This is a genomic window from Streptomyces sp. YIM 121038 (assembly GCF_006088715.1).
Classification (GTDB): domain Bacteria; phylum Actinomycetota; class Actinomycetes; order Streptomycetales; family Streptomycetaceae; genus Streptomyces.
Genome location: NZ_CP030771.1, coordinates 5,631,177 through 5,645,941 on the forward strand (window position 1 = coordinate 5,631,177; position 14,765 = coordinate 5,645,941).

At 72.4% G+C, this 14,765-nt stretch carries 12 protein-coding genes; 3 read left to right on the forward strand and 9 right to left on the reverse strand.

Going from position 1 to position 14,765, the window contains the following annotated elements:
- Positions 1 to 206 precede the first annotated feature (206 nt).
- Positions 207 to 1,061, forward strand: a complete 855-nt coding sequence (locus C9F11_RS24060) for a menaquinone biosynthesis protein (RefSeq protein WP_138966929.1) — start codon at positions 207 to 209, stop codon at positions 1,059 to 1,061.
- 18 nt (positions 1,062 to 1,079) lie between these two features.
- On the opposite strand, the gene C9F11_RS24065 is transcribed toward C9F11_RS24060, so the two are convergent.
- Positions 1,080 to 2,087 carry an alpha/beta hydrolase-fold protein gene (locus tag C9F11_RS24065; protein ID WP_138961215.1) on the reverse strand — a complete coding sequence of 336 codons (1,008 nt, stop codon included), beginning with the start codon at positions 2,085 to 2,087 and terminating at the stop codon, positions 1,080 to 1,082.
- 145 nt (positions 2,088 to 2,232) lie between these two features.
- Here C9F11_RS24065 and C9F11_RS24070 point away from each other — a divergent pair, with 145 nt between their 5' ends.
- Entirely contained in the window at positions 2,233 to 3,918 is a 1,686-nt protein-coding gene (locus tag C9F11_RS24070; RefSeq protein ID WP_138961216.1) for a serine/threonine-protein kinase, read from the forward strand.
- Positions 3,919 to 4,078: 160 nt separating this feature from the next.
- On the opposite strand, the gene C9F11_RS24075 is transcribed toward C9F11_RS24070, so the two are convergent.
- Positions 4,079 to 8,668 carry an FtsK/SpoIIIE domain-containing protein gene (locus C9F11_RS24075; protein WP_138961217.1) on the reverse strand — a complete coding sequence of 1,530 codons (4,590 nt, stop codon included), beginning with the start codon at positions 8,666 to 8,668 and terminating at the stop codon, positions 4,079 to 4,081.
- A gap of 364 nt (positions 8,669 to 9,032) precedes the next feature.
- Between C9F11_RS24075 and C9F11_RS24080 the strand changes: the two genes are divergently transcribed.
- A complete protein-coding gene (locus tag C9F11_RS24080; protein WP_138961218.1) occupies positions 9,033 to 9,332 on the forward strand; it encodes a WXG100 family type VII secretion target in 300 nt (99 codons plus the stop codon).
- Between the two features lie 112 nt (positions 9,333 to 9,444).
- Here C9F11_RS24080 and C9F11_RS24085 read toward each other — a convergent pair whose 3' ends face one another.
- From C9F11_RS24085 to C9F11_RS24115, 7 genes are all read right to left on the reverse strand, one after another.
- The gene (locus C9F11_RS24085; protein ID WP_249401862.1) at positions 9,445 to 10,020 is read right to left on the reverse strand and encodes a hypothetical protein; all 576 of its coding nucleotides are present in this window, start codon (positions 10,018 to 10,020) and stop codon (positions 9,445 to 9,447) included.
- Complete coding sequence (locus C9F11_RS24090; RefSeq protein WP_249401863.1) at positions 10,017 to 10,742, reverse strand: hypothetical protein; 726 nt, start codon at positions 10,740 to 10,742, stop codon at positions 10,017 to 10,019. Before C9F11_RS24090 ends, C9F11_RS24085 begins: the two co-directional genes overlap by 4 nt.
- Before the next feature lie 8 nt (positions 10,743 to 10,750).
- On the reverse strand, positions 10,751 to 11,395 hold the full coding sequence (locus C9F11_RS24095) for a hypothetical protein (RefSeq protein WP_212767827.1): 645 nt from the start codon (positions 11,393 to 11,395) through the stop codon (positions 10,751 to 10,753).
- A 2-nt stretch (positions 11,396 to 11,397) separates the two neighbouring features.
- Entirely contained in the window at positions 11,398 to 12,609 is a 1,212-nt protein-coding gene (locus tag C9F11_RS24100) for a putative T7SS-secreted protein (protein ID WP_138961219.1), read from the reverse strand.
- Positions 12,606 to 12,926: a hypothetical protein gene (locus C9F11_RS24105; protein WP_138961220.1), complete on the reverse strand. Its 321-nt coding sequence runs from the start codon at positions 12,924 to 12,926 to the stop codon at positions 12,606 to 12,608. The genes C9F11_RS24100 and C9F11_RS24105 overlap by 4 nt, the downstream gene beginning before the upstream one ends.
- Before the next feature lie 251 nt (positions 12,927 to 13,177).
- Complete coding sequence (locus C9F11_RS24110; protein WP_138961221.1) at positions 13,178 to 13,840, reverse strand: hypothetical protein; 663 nt, start codon at positions 13,838 to 13,840, stop codon at positions 13,178 to 13,180.
- Complete coding sequence (locus tag C9F11_RS24115; protein ID WP_138961222.1) at positions 13,837 to 14,754, reverse strand: hypothetical protein; 918 nt, start codon at positions 14,752 to 14,754, stop codon at positions 13,837 to 13,839. Before C9F11_RS24115 ends, C9F11_RS24110 begins: the two co-directional genes overlap by 4 nt.
- Positions 14,755 to 14,765: the final 11 nt, after the last annotated feature.

Here is a 14,765-nt window from a genome sequence, read left to right on the forward strand (position 1 = left end):
CAGGCCCCCCGGTCGGCCCCGGCGGCGGGGCGGTGCGGGGGCGCGGAGGAGCGCGGCCCCGGTCCCCGCGGGACCCGGCGCTCGCTCCGTGGCGCACGAGGGCTAGCCTCACGGATGTGGACAATTCTCCCGCTGACACCTCGGGCGGGGCGGTCGACGCCGACCCCTCCCCAAGCCCTCGGCCGCGCTCGGGCAGGGGGTACCCCATCCCCAGCTCCCGCCGCACCGCCCGGCCGCGCGTCGGTCACATCCAGTTCCTGAACTGCATGCCCCTGTACTGGGGCCTCGCGCGGACCGGCACCCTCCTCGACTTCGAGCTCACCAAGGACACCCCGGAGAAGCTCAGCGAGCAGCTCGTGCGCGGCGACCTCGACGTCGGCCCCGTCACCCTGGTCGAGTTCCTGCGCAACGCCGACGACCTGGTGGCCTTCCCCGACCTGGCCGTGGGCTGCGACGGCCCGGTCATGTCGTGCGTGATCGTCTCGCAGGTGCCGCTCGACCGCCTGGACGGGGCGCGGGTGGCGCTCGGCTCCACCTCGCGCACCTCCGTGCGCCTGGCGCAGCTGCTGCTCGCCGAGCGCCACGGCGTGCGCCCCGAGTACTACACCTGCCCGCCGGACCTCGGCCTGATGATGCAGGAGGCGGACGCGGCCGTCCTGATCGGGGACGCGGCGCTGCGCGCGAACCTGATCGACGCCCCCAAGCTCGGCCTGGAGGTGCACGACCTCGGGCAGATGTGGAAGGACTGGACGGGCCTGCCGTTCGTCTTCGCGGTGTGGGCGGCACGCCGTGACTACCTCGCGCGCGAGCCCGAGGTGGTCCGCGAGGTCCACAAGGCGTTCCTGGCCTCCCGCGACCTGTCCCTGGACGAGGTCGCGAAGGTCGCGGAGCAGGCCTCGCGCTGGGAGTCCTTCGACGCGGGCGTCCTGGAGCGGTACTTCACGACGCTCGACTTCCGCTTCGGCGGCCCGCAGCTGGAGGGCGTCACGGAGTTCGCGCGCCGGGTGGGGCCGACGACCGGCTTCCCCGGGGACGTGAAGGTGGAGCTGCTGCGGCCGTAGCCGCGCGGGGCCCGGACCTCAGCTGCCGGGGACCGGGCCCTTCATCTTCTTGCTGATCCACTGGATCGGCCCGTCGTCCATGGCGGGAACGTACGAGCGGGCGCTGTGGGTGCCGCCCTGGATGACGTTGAGCCGGGTCCTGACCGGCCCCTTGCCGTACTTCTTCATGAAGGCCCGCAGGTTCGGCTGCCCGGACTCCGCGGTGCCGACCTGGAAGGCGATGTCGACCTCGGGTCCGCCGCGCCGGATGAGGCGCTCGGCCAGGCGCCCCGGGTCGTTGGCGAGCCGCTGTGGCTCGTGCCCGCGCCAGAGCGGTGAGTCGGGCACGGTGTCCGGGCCCGACGCGATCACGGCCCTGAACTTCTCCGGGTGCTTCAGGACGGACTTCAGGCCCACGAAACCGCCCGACGAGGACCCCATGAAGCCCCACCCGTCACGGGACGTGAAGGTGCGGAAATTCGCCTTGACGAAATCCGGTACGTCCTCGGTCATCCAGGTGCCCATTTTCGGCTGTCCCGGTATGTCGCTGCCGTCGTAATAGAACGTGGCGTCGGGATTGAGCACGGGCATCACCACGATGAACGGCTGGCTCTTTCCCTCCCGCGACCACTTGGCGATGGAGCTCTCCAGCTTCAGGTCCGTGCCCATCCAGTAGTTATTGGGGTAACCGGGGCCACCGGGCAGCGCGATGAGTACGGGAAAGCCGCTGTGGGAGTACTTCGGGTCGAAGTACTGTTTCGGCGCCCAGACCCAGACCTTTCCGGTGAAGCCCGACTTCTTGCCGTGCAGGGTGGTGACGCCGATCTTGGTGCCGTCGTCGAGGGTGCTCGCGGTGGTGAAGGAGGCGCGGGGCCCGGTGGGGAGCCGGATGCCCGCGTGCTCGCTCCCGTGGCCCTGGGCGGGGGCCGGGGCGGAGGCGCTGTCGAAGCTCATGGGCTCGTCCCCGTCGGACGAGCAGCCGGTGAGGAGCGCGGCGGTGGCGGCGAGCGCGGCGGTCAGGGCGACGGTGGTGCGGCGGATGTTCATATGACCTCGACGGACCTGGAGACAAGGGCGGCAATACGGTCAATTCCTTCTGGGTAGAGGGAGAAACCCGGGCGCGGGTTCCCCGGGTCGTAGGCTGATCCGTGGCAGTGGTCCGCGTACGGCACACCAGGGGGAGGCCTTCGCGATGCACCCGCTCGAACCGGACGAGCCCACGGCCGTCGGGCCCTATCGGCTGCTCGGCCGGCTCGGCTCCGGCGGCATGGGCCGCGTCTACGTGGGCCGCAGCGCGGGCGGCCGCACGGTCGCCGTGAAGGTCGTGCATCCGCACTTCGCCCTCGACGAGGAGTTCCGCGCCCGCTTCCGCCGCGAGGTCGAAGCGGCCCGGCGGGTCGGCGGCCAGTGGACGGCCCCGGTCCTGGACGCCGACCCCGAGGCCGCGCTGCCCTGGGTCGCGACCGGATACGCGGCGGGCCCGTCCCTCACGGAGGCCGTACGGGACGCGGGCCCGCTGCCCGAGCACTCGGCGCGCGTCCTCGGCGCGGGCCTCGCGGAGGCGCTCGCGCACGTCCACGCCCTCGGCCTGGTCCACCGCGACGTGAAGCCCTCCAACGTCCTGCTGACCCTGGACGGCCCGCGTCTGATCGACTTCGGCATCGCCCGCGCGACGGACGGCACGGCCTCCCTCACGTCCACCGGCGTGTCCATCGGCTCGCCCGGCTACATGGCGCCGGAGCAGATCCTCGGCAAGGCCGCCACGGGCGCGGCGGACGTCTTCTCGCTCGGCGCCTCACTCGTGTACGCGGCGACGGGGGAGCCCCCCTTCGCGGGCGACACGTCGGCCGCGCTGCTCTACAAGGTCGTCCACGAGGAGCCCGACCTTGGCGCGCTGGGCGGTGAGTTGCGGGACCTGGCCGCGGCCTGCCTGGCCAAGGACGCGGCGGCGCGGCCCGCCCCGGCCGAGGTCGCCCGCCGCCTCGCTCCCGAGGGGGCGGCCCCGCTGGTGGCCGCGGGGTGGCTGCCGGGGCCACTGGTGGAGCGCGTGAGCCGCAGCGCGGTCCGGCTGCTCGACCTGGAGGCGAAGGGGGACGGCGCCGGGGGCGCGGCGGCATCGGGGCCGGTGTCGTTCGCGGGACCCGCGGTGGGGGTGTTCGGGCCGCCCGACGCGTCGTACGGGGCGGGTGGGCCGGGGGCGGCGGTGCCACCGACTCCGCTTCCGCGGGGCGGCCCTGCCGACGCGCGGCCGTCCCCGGTGCCGCCCCCGCCCGCCGCGGCCCCGCCCGGCAAGGTCTCCCTCTCCGTCGCCGCGACGGCCGCGCCCGGGACGCCGGACGGCCGCGGGCGCAGGGTGAGTTGCACGGTGGCCCTCGCCGTGGCCGGGGCGCTCGCGGCGGTCCTTGTGGGGTCGGCGTTCCTCTTCGACGTGCTGCCCGGCTCCGGCGCGGGCGGCGACGGCGACGGCAGCGCCGGGAAGCGGCCGCCCGCCGCCACCGGAGGCGCCTCCGACTCCGACGGCCTCGTACCCAAGCGCTATCTGGGCAAGTGGCGCGGCAAGGCCTCCGCGCAGGACGGCCTCGTCGCCCTGGGCACCTTCGATGTGACGATCAGTCAGGTCACGAAGGCGGGGGAGCGGGTCGGCACGGTGACGCAGACGGACCTCATCGGCGGTACGTGCGTCGACGTCCTCACGCTCACGTCGGCCACGGAGAAGCGGCTGGCCCTGAAGGCGGTCGGGGCGACGTCCAACGGCGGGGGCTGCTCGCAGGCCGCCCACACGGTGTGGCTGCGGCCCGTGGGCTCGGAGCTCCAGTACACCTCCGAGGATCCCAAGGCGGGTGATCCGGAGGCGCGGCTGCGGCGCGTCCGGGGCTGACCCTCGCGGGTGCGCCCCGCTGTGCCCATGAGCGCGCTCCGCGCGCGGGCGCCCCTTCCCGATCAAGGGGGCTCCGCCCCCTTGGACCCCCGTTTGTCGGCGCTCCGCGCCTCGTCCTCAAACGCCGGACGGGCTGAAAACAGCCCTGTCCGGCGCCGCGTCAGAACGGAGTCGTCACCGTCGCCGGTTCGCCCGTGCCCAGGTGGAGGAGGCCCTTGCCGGGGGTGACGGGGCCGCCGACCATGCTCCGGGAGACGCGGACGCCGATGAGGTCCCCGCTGGACGAGTCCTGCGGGGAGAGCAGGATGCCCCGCCGCCCCTTCTTCGCGTCGACCTGCCAACCGGAGAACCCGCTGCACACGTCCTCCTCGTCCCCGGCGAGCACGAGGGCGAGGCCCTCGTCGGCCCCTCGCTGGATGATCCGCTTGAACTGGCTCGCGGCGTCGCAGTCCTCCAGGATCTCGCCGTCGTCGACGAGGACGGCGATCGGCGACCGGGGGGTCGCCGAGTCGATGGCCTCCTCCAGGTCGTCCTCGTCGATGTCGTCGCCGGTGAAGACCTTCAGGACGCCCTCGGTGCCGTCGAGCCCGCGCAGCGGGGACTGGCGGGGCGCGGCGACGACGAGGCGTACGCCCTGCGCGAGGAAGGAGCGGGCGGCGTTCATCAGGACGGTGGAGCGGCCGGACTTGGCGGGGCCCGCGACGACGAAGGCGGGCACGCCCTCGGCCAGATCGGGCCCGTGGCCCATGAGTTCGTCGCCGCCGACGCCGATCAGGGCCCACAGCTTCGAGCGCGAGGCCTCGGGGTCGCGCAGCTCCCAGGCCTCGTCGAAGGAGATCCGGCCGGGCAGCGTGTCGACGCGGAACGGGCGCAGCCGGCGCGGCACGTCGGCGTCGCGGACCGCGGCGGCCTCGCCGATGGCGGCGAGCGCGGCGGCCTGGCCCTGCCCGGTGGCGTCCTCGGAGAGCAGGGCGAACTGCGTCTCCGTACCGCTCTCGTTGCGGAAGGCGCGGCCCGGGGGGATCTCCTCGGGCACCTTGCGGGAGGGGATGCCGAGCAGGGAGAAGTCGGAGCGGTCGGCGAGCCGCAGGCCGTACTTGTCCTCGGTGAGGGAGGAGACGCGGCCGACGAGGAGCTGCCGGTCGCCGGTGACGACCAGGTGGATGCCCACGCTCGCGCCCTCCCGCAGCAGCGCGGTGACCTCGTCGGTCAGGCTGCCGTGGTCGATCTCGCCGAGCGTGGGCAGCCAGCCCTCCCAGCGGTCGAGGAGGACCACGAGGTGCGGCAGGCGCTCGTCGGCCGCGGCACCGGACCGCTGCTCGCCGATGTCGGCGTAGCCCTTCTCGGCGAGGAGGTCCTGGCGGCGGCCGAGTTCGCCCTTGAGCCGGTTGACGAGGCGGACCACGCGCTCGGTCTGGTTGCGGCTGACGACGGCGCCGCAGTGCGGAAGCCGGGTCAGCGCGTTGAGCGCGCCGTTGCCGCAGTCGATGCCGTACAGGTGGACGTCGGCGCACGAGTGCGTGCGCGCGAGGGAGCCCGCGATCGTGCGGAGCACCTGGGAGCGGCCGCTGCGCGGGGCGCCACCGATCATCAGGTGCCCGAAGGTCGCGAAGTCCACGGCGACGGGGCGGCGCGCCTGGTCGGCGGGCAGGTCCTCGACGCCGTACGGAGCGGGCGGCAGCGCACCGGCGGGGGCGGGCGGCGAGACGATGGCGTCGAGCAGCAGCATCTCGCCGAGGGCGGGCAGCCAGGGGCTGTGCTGGGCGGGGACGGCGAGGGCCGTGTTGGCCTCGCGGATCGCGTCGACGAGGACCTTCAGGTCGGTGATCTCCTCGTCCTCGCGGGCCCGTGCCCTGGGCCGGGCGGCCGTGGCGCGCCCGAGGCCCGGCCAGGTGAGTTCGTCGGCCCAGGGCGCGAGCGCCTGCGGGTCCGCGGCTCCAGGGCGGCGGCCGCCGACGCGGCCGGACTGGAAGGGCACCAGGGACGCGTGGCCGAGGCGGACGTAGGCGCGGCCGGGCGTGTTCTTGGAGATGTGCCCGGCGTCGGGCGCGTCGATGACGTCCGACGACTCGCCGCCGTCGGTGACGCGCAGGGCGATGCGCAGATTGGTGTTGGCGCGGATCTCGGGCGACACGACACCGCTCGGCCGCTGCGTGGCGAGGAGCAGGTGGATGCCGAGGGAGCGGCCCCGCTGGGCGATGTTGACCAGGCCGGTGACGAAGTCGGGCAGGTCGCGGACCATGGAGGCGAACTCGTCGATGACGATGAGGAGCCGGGGCACCGGCGCGCGCGTGGGGTCGCGGCGCACCAGGTCCTGATAGTCCTCGATGTCCTTGGCGTCGGCGTCGGCGAGGATGTGCTCGCGCCGCTTCAGCTCGGCGCCGAGCGACTCCAGGGCGCGTTCGACGAGGTGCGCGTCGAGGTCGGTGACCATGCCGACGGTGTGCGGCAGCTGCACACAGTCCTTGAAGGCGGAGCCGCCCTTGTAGTCGACGAGGACGAACGTCATGTTCTCGGGCGTGTTGGCCACGGCGAGCGCGGCCACGATGGTCTGCAGGAGCTCCGACTTGCCGGATCCGGTGGTGCCCGCGATCAGGCCGTGCGGCCCGTCCTTGCGCAGGTCGATGCCGAACGGACCGTCGTACGACTCGCCGATGACGGCCGTCGTGGACTGTCCGCCGGACTGCCAGCGGGCGGTGATGGCCTCGCGGGACGGCGGCTCCAGCTGGAGCACGTCGAGCAGCCGGCTGGCGCCGGGCAGGGCCGAGTCCTCGGTCTCGCCGCTGATGTCGCGCAGCGGCGACACGGCGCGCGCGAGGCGCAGGCACCAGGCGGGCGAGACGAAGTCGGGGCGTACGCCGAGCAGGCGCCGGGCGCCGGTCTGCTCGACGCGCAGCCGCAGCTCGTCGGCGGTGTCCGCCCGGCCGGCTTCCGCGTCGGCGGTGTGCCAGGCGTGGAAGGAGGGGAAGCCGCCGCCTGCCGGGGCGGTGGCGGGCCGGGGCGGAATGCCGCCCGCCCCGGGCGCGGCCCCGGCCGCCGGGTCCGCGAGCTCCCGGGCCCTGGGCTCGGCCACGACGAAGGCCTGGCACTCGCCGGGCAGGAAGCGCTGCTCGGTGTCCAGGCAGAGCGCGTAGATGCCCACGGCCGGGCCGTCGCGCAGGATCCGGACGACGCCGGGCAGCGACCGGAGGCGTCGCGAGCCGTCCCAGACGACGACGATGTCCGGGTCGGTGAACCCGCCGGTCTGGCCCCGGGTCTCCTGCTTGACCTTCTCGCGCGCGTCGAGGACCTGCGTCAGCTCGCCGACGCGGGCGCCGACGGTCTCGGCGTCCGTGCCGATCAGCACGTTGACGTCCTGGCCGCCGCCGGGGCGGGCGTGCGGCAGCCAGCGCAGCCAGTCCCAGGACTCCCAGGCGGAGTTCTCCGTCAGGACGTAGAACTGCACGTCCATCGGGCTGTGCAGCGCGGCGGTCTGCGCCACCGCCCAGCGGCCGAGGGCCGCCGCCGAGTCGCCGGGCCCGGCCAGGCCGATGACGCCGAGCTGCTTCAGGCCGAGGGCCACCGGGGCGTCCTCGATGGTCCAGGTGACCTGGCGCTTGTGCTCGTCCTGCTCCGGGTCGTCGAGGACGACGTCGGACGGCAGCGTGCCGGTGCCGAAGCGCAGCAGCAGATGGTCGGCGTCGGTGCGGCGCCGCTCCCACAGGCGGGTGCGCGGGCCGGTGGCGAGGGTGAGGACGGCCGCCGGGTCGGGGGCCGCGTGGCGCCGGTCGAGCCGCTCGGCGACCAGGGCGTCCTGCGCGTCCTTCTCGATCCGCTCCTTGGTCTCCTTGTACTCCTTGACCTGCTTGGCGTGGGACTTGCGGCCGTGCTTCTTGTCCAGGAAGTAGTTGCCGAACAGCATGATCGGGCTCAGCCCGGCGATGATGAGGTAGTACCAGCGGTTGAAGATCATCGCCGCGATCACGGCGCCGACCAGCGGGAACAGGGCCATCAGCCACGGCAGCGGCCGGGCCTCGAAGTCGCGCGGCGGCGACGGCAGACGGAACGTGGTCTGCCGCTCGGGCGGACGCAGCCGCGGCGGCCGGTTGTAGTCGAGGCCCGCGCCGTCCTCGGACCACTTGAGGGCCGCGTCGGGCGGCGCGTACCGCACGAGCTCGAACAGGGTGTTCCCGGCGGCGAGCTGCGAGCCGAGGGGCCAGGCGCCGTCCTCGGCGCCGGTGAACTTCGCCCCGTCGAGGGTGACTTCACCTCCGCCCTCTTCGCCGCCGCGCACGACCAGTCGGCAGGTGCCGTCCGTGGCGACCGACAACGTCAGGGCCCGAGCGGCGAGTTCGGGGTCGTCGACGCGGACGTACGCGGCCGGGCCGCTGCCGATGTCGTACCGGCCGATGCCGAGCCGGTGCACGGCGCCCGCGGCCGGGCCGCCCACCACGCGCAGCTCGACCAGGCCGGTCGGCTCGCCGGGCACGCAGCCCGCCGGGTCGTGGAGGCTGACCACGGCGCCCTCGCGCAGCGGCGAGGTGACGACCGTGGCGCCGGGGTCGACGGCGTACCCGTCGACGTAGAGCACCGGCGCGCCGTCGGGCGTCGGCTGGTGCGGGCCGAGGGGGATGACCTGGGCGCCGCTCCGGCCGGCCGTGCGGGCCAGTTCGGCGGCTATGTCCCGGACGGAGGAGTCGGGATCGGCGTCGAGCACGACGTCGGCGGAGCCGCCGCCGATCGGATCGACGACGGTCAGTGTCAGACGCACGCTCGTCCTCCCATGGCCCCCCGTGACCGCTTCCGGACCACGGCCCACAGTGGAAGCGACGATAACCGCTCACTCCCGGCCGGGGGCAACGGGCTGTCGGCGCACGCTTTCCACCGGCAACGCCCGGCAATCGCTGCACTTCCACCCCGGCACGCGCTCATAGCAGAGCTGTGACTCAACGGGGGTATTCCCTCCATGACCACACCCGTAAGCTGCTGGCGCACTGGCGGACGGGCGCACCGGGTGTGTTCGGGCGCAACCGCCGTGCCGACAGCGTGATTCGCGCCGTTTCAGGTGCGATTCGCACCAATCAGTGGAGCCACGGGGGCTGGCCCTGCGGCGCGTTGGATAGGGAGTGGGCTTCATGTCCAAGGACCTTGATGTCACATACCAGGACATGCGGGATGCGGCCAAGCATGTCGTCAAGGAGAAGGACAAGCTCAAGGAGAAGCTCGACGGCCTCCGCAAGTACATCGCGAACCTCGTCGAGACGGGCTACGTCACCAAGAGCTCCTCGAAGGCGTTCGACGAGAACTTCGACGAGTTCGTGCGCGGCGCCAAGGACATGCTCGACGGCCTCGACGGCATGGGCGACTACCTGACGACCGCCGCGGACAAGTTCGAGCAGATCGACGACGAGCTGGGCAAGGCCGCGCGGGGCTGACCCCCGGACCCGGCGGCGGCAGCCGCGGCAGGGGTCGCAGCAGCAGGGGCGGGGGGAGGGGCAACTGCCCCTCCCCCCGCCCCTTTTGCCCGCCCTGCCCGCCCTCTCGGCCTCAGACCCAGCGCAGCGATGCCGCGATCGCCTCGCACAGGCCGCCCAGGGAGCTTTCGACACCGCTCAGCGGTACGGAGAAGGCGAGCAGCAAATACCCTGCCTTTCCGGGCATGTTGACGTACAGGTCCAGGGTCGTCGCCGTCGTGACGCGGACCGTCTCGCCCGCGGGAAGCCGCGTCACGGACACCTTCGTGGCCGCGCCCCGGTGCTCGGTGACGCTCCGCGCCAGTTCCTGCGGGGTGACGTACAGCGCGCCGGACATCGGCAGCAGGGACACGAGCAGCGTGGCCGGGGTCGCGCCCGTGTCGCTGATCTCCGAGCGCAGGAACAGCTCGATGGCGCCCTGGGCCGCGCCGCTCTCCGCGGTGTTGCGCAGGGTGGCCCACAGCCCCCGCGCGGCCTCCGCGGACATGCCGCGCCGGGCCGCCTGCCGGTCGGCGAACGTCTTGAGCTGGGGCCGCCAGCGGTCGAGCGTGAGGTCGATGCGGAACCAGTCGCGGGGGACGAGCAGCCGGTAGTCCTCCGGCGGCACGTCGGCCCCGACGCGTTCCGTTCGCGGGTCCGCGCCGGTCACTCCGCGCTCTCCTCTCCGTCGGCTACGTCGGCTACGTCAGCTGCGTCGGCTATGTCGACGGGGCGGCCCTTGCTGTCCACCGGGTTCCCGGCGGCGTCGAAGAGCTGGAGGCTCCGGCAGACGCCCGCGAACATGCTGGAGAAGACGTCCCAGCCCTCCATCGTCGGCGTGGACATCTCCAGGACCACGGCGGTGCCGTTGGACAGCGGCACCTGGACGTTGATGAAGGACGTCCAGAACGGCTCCTCCTCGCCGGACGGCGTGAGCGACCCGTCGACGGCGGCGGGCCGCGAGCCGATCCAGGACACGCCCGGCCCGCACGGCAGGGACAGCTCCTCCACCTCGCCACGGCCGAGCGCGCGCAGCGCCCGCGCGATGCCCTCCACCGGGCTGAAGCGGGCCTCGTCCGGCAGGTCGGCGAGCGCGATGGACACGTTGGCCGTGCAGCGGACGTCGTCGACCTCGGTGACGACGAACCCGGCGTACTGCACCCCGGCGTCGACCAGTTCGTCGTACGTGGACCCGACCATCGCGGCCCACAGGTACTGCATCTCGGGCGTGGACCTGGGCTGGATCTCCCGGGCCAGGCCGATGAGCTCGTCGGCGAGCTCGTCGATGTCCTCGGCCTCCGTCGGGAGTTCGAAGAACCCTTCCGGCATGATCCACCGGACGTGGAACAGCTCGCCGTCGGCCGCGGTCGCGACCCCGGTCGTCTCGGACACCACGGAACTCATCGGGGGCCTTTCCCATCGGGCGCGCCGGGCGGACCTCCGCGCCGGTCTGCGGGCATGTCCAGGTCGGCGGCGCCACCGTCGCCGTCGTCGGTGGCGGCTTCGGGGCGGTAGCGGGCCGCGAACGGATACGGGCCGTAGTGCGGGTACGCGTCCGGCAGCGGGGCCCCGCCGTCGCGGGCGAGGTGCGCGATCCTGCGGTACGCGGCCGCCCGCGCCCGCACCCGCTGGCGCGGTCGGCTGCCCCAGTGCCGGGTCAGCGTGACGGCGTACAGGACGACGACGAGGACGCCGACCGCGCCGCACAGGCCGTAGTACAGGTACTGGTCCCGGCCCGGCTCCCAGTGCTGCGCGTAGGCGCCCCAGCCCGCGAACAGCGCGAAGGCGACGAGCGCGGTCGGGACGCCGAGGCGCACTCCGGCCCGGTGCAGCGCCGCCTCGTCGAGGTGGCGGAGGCGCAGCAGCTCAAGGACCGCCGCGTCGTCGAGGAAGTCGAACCGCAGCCGGTGTCCCTCGGCCTCGGCGGCCGCGCGCGCGGCGGGCACCGCGGCGAGCACGGCGCCCGGGACCAGCGACCGGACGAGGTCCCCCCGGGCCCGGTACTCGCCGGGCCCGGGGGGCCGATCGTCGAAGGGCGCGGACACGGCTACTGCGCCATCGCGGTGCGGAAGGGCGTCGGCGAGGGCGTGGGCGCGGGGCGCGGCGAGGGCCGCGGCAGGTTCGCCGGCTTCACCGGGTCGCCCGGGTCGCCGGTGCGGGCGCCGTCCTTGCCCGTGAAGATCTTGTACAGGGCGCTGCCGAACCCGGCCGTCTTGATGCCCGCGGTGATCTTCTCGCCCGCGATGGGCATCTGCTTCGCCTTGGTGAGGATCTTGTTGGTGAGGTTCACGGCGATGCCGTTGTTGAACTTGAACCCCACGCCCTTGAGCGCGCCCAGGCCGCTGAAGCGGACCCCGCGCAGCTTCGCCAGGCCCTTGAGGCCCTTGAGCGCGCCGAACCCCTTCAGGGCGCCGAGGCCCGGCATGACGCCGAGCACGTCCAGGCCCAGCTTCAGGAGGTTGAGCTTCCCGCCCCGCTTGAACATGTCGTACGCGTGCCCCGCGAGCGCCGCCGCGCTGCACACCACGGACAGGGCGGCGAAGACCGGGGCGAGCACTTGCAGCGGTGGCACGAACGTACAGATCACCGCCAGGATCGCGAAGATCGCCGACAGGTTCGAGAACCGGTCGGCCCAGTCCGCCAGCCAGTTCATGAAGCCGCCCGGGTCGCGGACGCCGTCGTGGTGGATGATGTTCTTGATGTGCTTGGCCGCCGCGCTCGCGGCGTCGTCGCGGATGCTCTTCGCGCGCGCGATGTCGCCGTGGCAGTCACGGATGACGCTCATCGCCTCGTCGCGCTGCTTCTCCAGGCGCGTGCGGTCCCCGATGTCGTCCTTGCTCGGCACGGTGCCCTTGTACTTGTCCAGGTCGCCGACCGCGGTCTGCTGGTCGGAGCGCGCCGCGCGGTACTTCTCCAGGGCCTTGTCGGCCACCTTCTGCGCGCGGTACAGCTCGCTGGCGTACTCCTTGGACTCCGTGTCGCCCTCGACGACCTTCGTGCCCAGGGCCTTGGCGGCCTCGTCGTACCGTTCGAAGGAACGCTTCAGCCGGCCCGACGTGCCGTCCGCGATCTCGTGGAAGGCGCGCCCGGCGTCGCTGTCCCAGCTCTCCACCGACGAGAGGGCCTTGATGTTGCGGGCCTGCTTGTCGATCTCGTCGGCCATGTTCCGCAGCTCCTTGCCGAGCCGCGCGACCTCGTACGGATCACCGGGAACGGGGTCGCCGTCGTGCAGCGGCTCCCAGTCGGTCGGGCGCGTCACTTCTTCCCCTTGGCTTCCTTGGCTTCCTTGCGGGCGTTGCGGAGGGCCTCGGCCAGCTCGTGGTCGACCTTGTCGTACGTGTCCGCCGCGGAGTCGGTGAACTTGGCGAGCTTCTCGATGTCCGCCATCAGCTTCTTCCGCGTCTTCTTCCACGTGCCGGAGAAGTCGTCGAAGACGTCCCGGAGCTTCTTGCTGCCGAGCGCGTCGCCGTACTCGTCGGCCGGGTTGCTGTTCTCCTTGAACTCCCGGTGAATCCGGAACAACGCGTCCGAGCAGTCCCGGATCATCCCGAGATCCGCCCTCGTCCTGTCACTCATCGGTTCCCCCGTACCTGCTCGTCCCGTACGCCTGACGGACCTCCGGACCGAGCGGTCCTACGAGGGCCCGGACAAGAGGAAATAAGGTATCCGCGACCATCGAGATCTCGCCAGACACACCCGTGGCAACAGGGCGCGATATGCCGTGACTTAGCCGCCCCAAGCGGACAGGGCTGTCGCCAATTTGTTTCTTAGTGGGGGAGGGGGGCGGACAATTCCGCCGTCGTCCGGGGGAGCCGCCGTCACGTCGCTCAGGCGTGGTCGGGGGCGTCGGGATCGGTGAACGAGGCCGTCTGGAGGATTGCGGTGAGCATGTCGCAGAACTCTCCCCAACACTGCATGGACGCGGTACTGAGGGTGAAGACCGCCATGTAGGGGCCGGTGGGGAAGGGCAGGTATACCTGGATCTGCCCCGTTATGATCTTTGGCTGTTCCTCGGATGCCGTCGTCTGCTCGGCAGCCACGGAGAGCTCGCGCATGGATACGCACGAAATGGCCGGCCCGCAGGGCAGATCGAGCCAGCGCGCGTCATTCAGGGGGTCGCCGGAGAGCACGGCCAGCATTCCTTGAGCGGCCGTCTCCGTATCGTCGTGCCGCGATGCGCAGACGGCCACCGACAAGGAGCAGTGGGCCACCCCCTCCTCACCCAGACCGAAGATTCCCAGACCTGAGTAGAGCAGCCCGGCGGTCGACAGCAGCGTGGTGACCCGTTCGTAGTACGGGGCGGCCGACCCCCAGAGTTCGGCGTCTCCCCCCGGGTAGAGGCCGCGTACGAACGCGGCAGCGGACTCCGGGCGTTCGTCGGCCGAGGCGTCGACGGGAACATCGTGGAATCCGTCCGGCACGACGAACGTCAGCGGAGGAAGAAGGACCGGGGCGATGTCCTCGCCCGTCGGCTGCGGTGCCGAGGTCATGGATTCCCTCCCTCCGGAGCTACGTCGGCACCGGACGGATCCAGATGCTCGGTCAGCGGGATGCGGCTGCCGTTCGAGAGCGGAACCTGGAGGTGGACGGCGACGACTCCGCCGGAGAGGAGTTCCAGTTGTGGTTCCTCCTCGACAGGGTGCACCTTGCCGAGTGACCGTCCCGCTTCAAGAGGCGGATCGGTCATCAATGCGGCTACGCGCGCACGCTGTTGAGGCGTGAGGCGGTCACGCGTGACGGGTCTTCTCTCTCCGCGGACATGACTCACGAGCCGGTCAGCATCACGGACGCACCAGCGGGTCCAGGACTCGTCGGTGAAGCGCAGCCGGACATCGGACGGACCTTGGGAGAATGTCATCAGCTCGGCGCCTGCCACATTGCTTCGGGGCAGGCTCCACAGTTCCTGCGCCGAAGTCGGATCACTTCCGGTGGGGAGGCCGAGAATCACCAGACGCCGATCGGTCAGCAAAAGGTCGGTGCGGTACCCCTTCGGCCGCCGTGCGGGGTCGAGTTGCCAGGGAAGAGTGCGGGCCACGGCACCCGTCCCGGCATACACCACGGGAAAGTCATCGACTTCGAAATGCGGCTCCCGCGACTGCCCCAGCCCCTTCGGCTCCTTCACCAGGGAGCCGCCGGGACCAGCGGCATTCGAGATCGCGTTGATCAGCCGTGGGACTCCGAGCAGAACGACGTCCAGGACCCGCACGCCGGACCGCCCGCCCTTGTCGCGGGGCTGGAAGCCGGGGCCGGGCGGCCATCCGCTGCCGGTCAGCTCCGTTTCGATGTCCCGCCCGTCGGGGTCCCGGAAGGAACGCAGCCCGGCGACCTTCGGGGCAAGCCCCGTGGCGAAGGCGATGTCGTGCCGGGTGTGCACGGCTTCTCCGTGCGGCAGTTGCCAGTCCACAGCAGCTGTCC

What these genes read in the sequence shown, in the direction of transcription:
- C9F11_RS24070 (WP_138961216.1), top strand. Translation starts at nt 2,233, where the DNA reads ATGCACCCGCTCGAACCGGACGAGCCCACGGCCGTCGGGCCCTATCGG.
- C9F11_RS24105 (WP_138961220.1), bottom strand. Translation starts at nt 12,926, where the DNA reads ATGAGTGACAGGACGAGGGCGGATCTCGGGATGATCCGGGACTGCTCG.
- C9F11_RS24065 (WP_138961215.1), bottom strand. Translation starts at nt 2,087, where the DNA reads ATGAACATCCGCCGCACCACCGTCGCCCTGACCGCCGCGCTCGCCGCC.
- C9F11_RS24080 (WP_138961218.1), top strand. Translation starts at nt 9,033, where the DNA reads ATGTCCAAGGACCTTGATGTCACATACCAGGACATGCGGGATGCGGCC.
- C9F11_RS24110 (WP_138961221.1), bottom strand. Translation starts at nt 13,840, where the DNA reads ATGACCTCGGCACCGCAGCCGACGGGCGAGGACATCGCCCCGGTCCTT.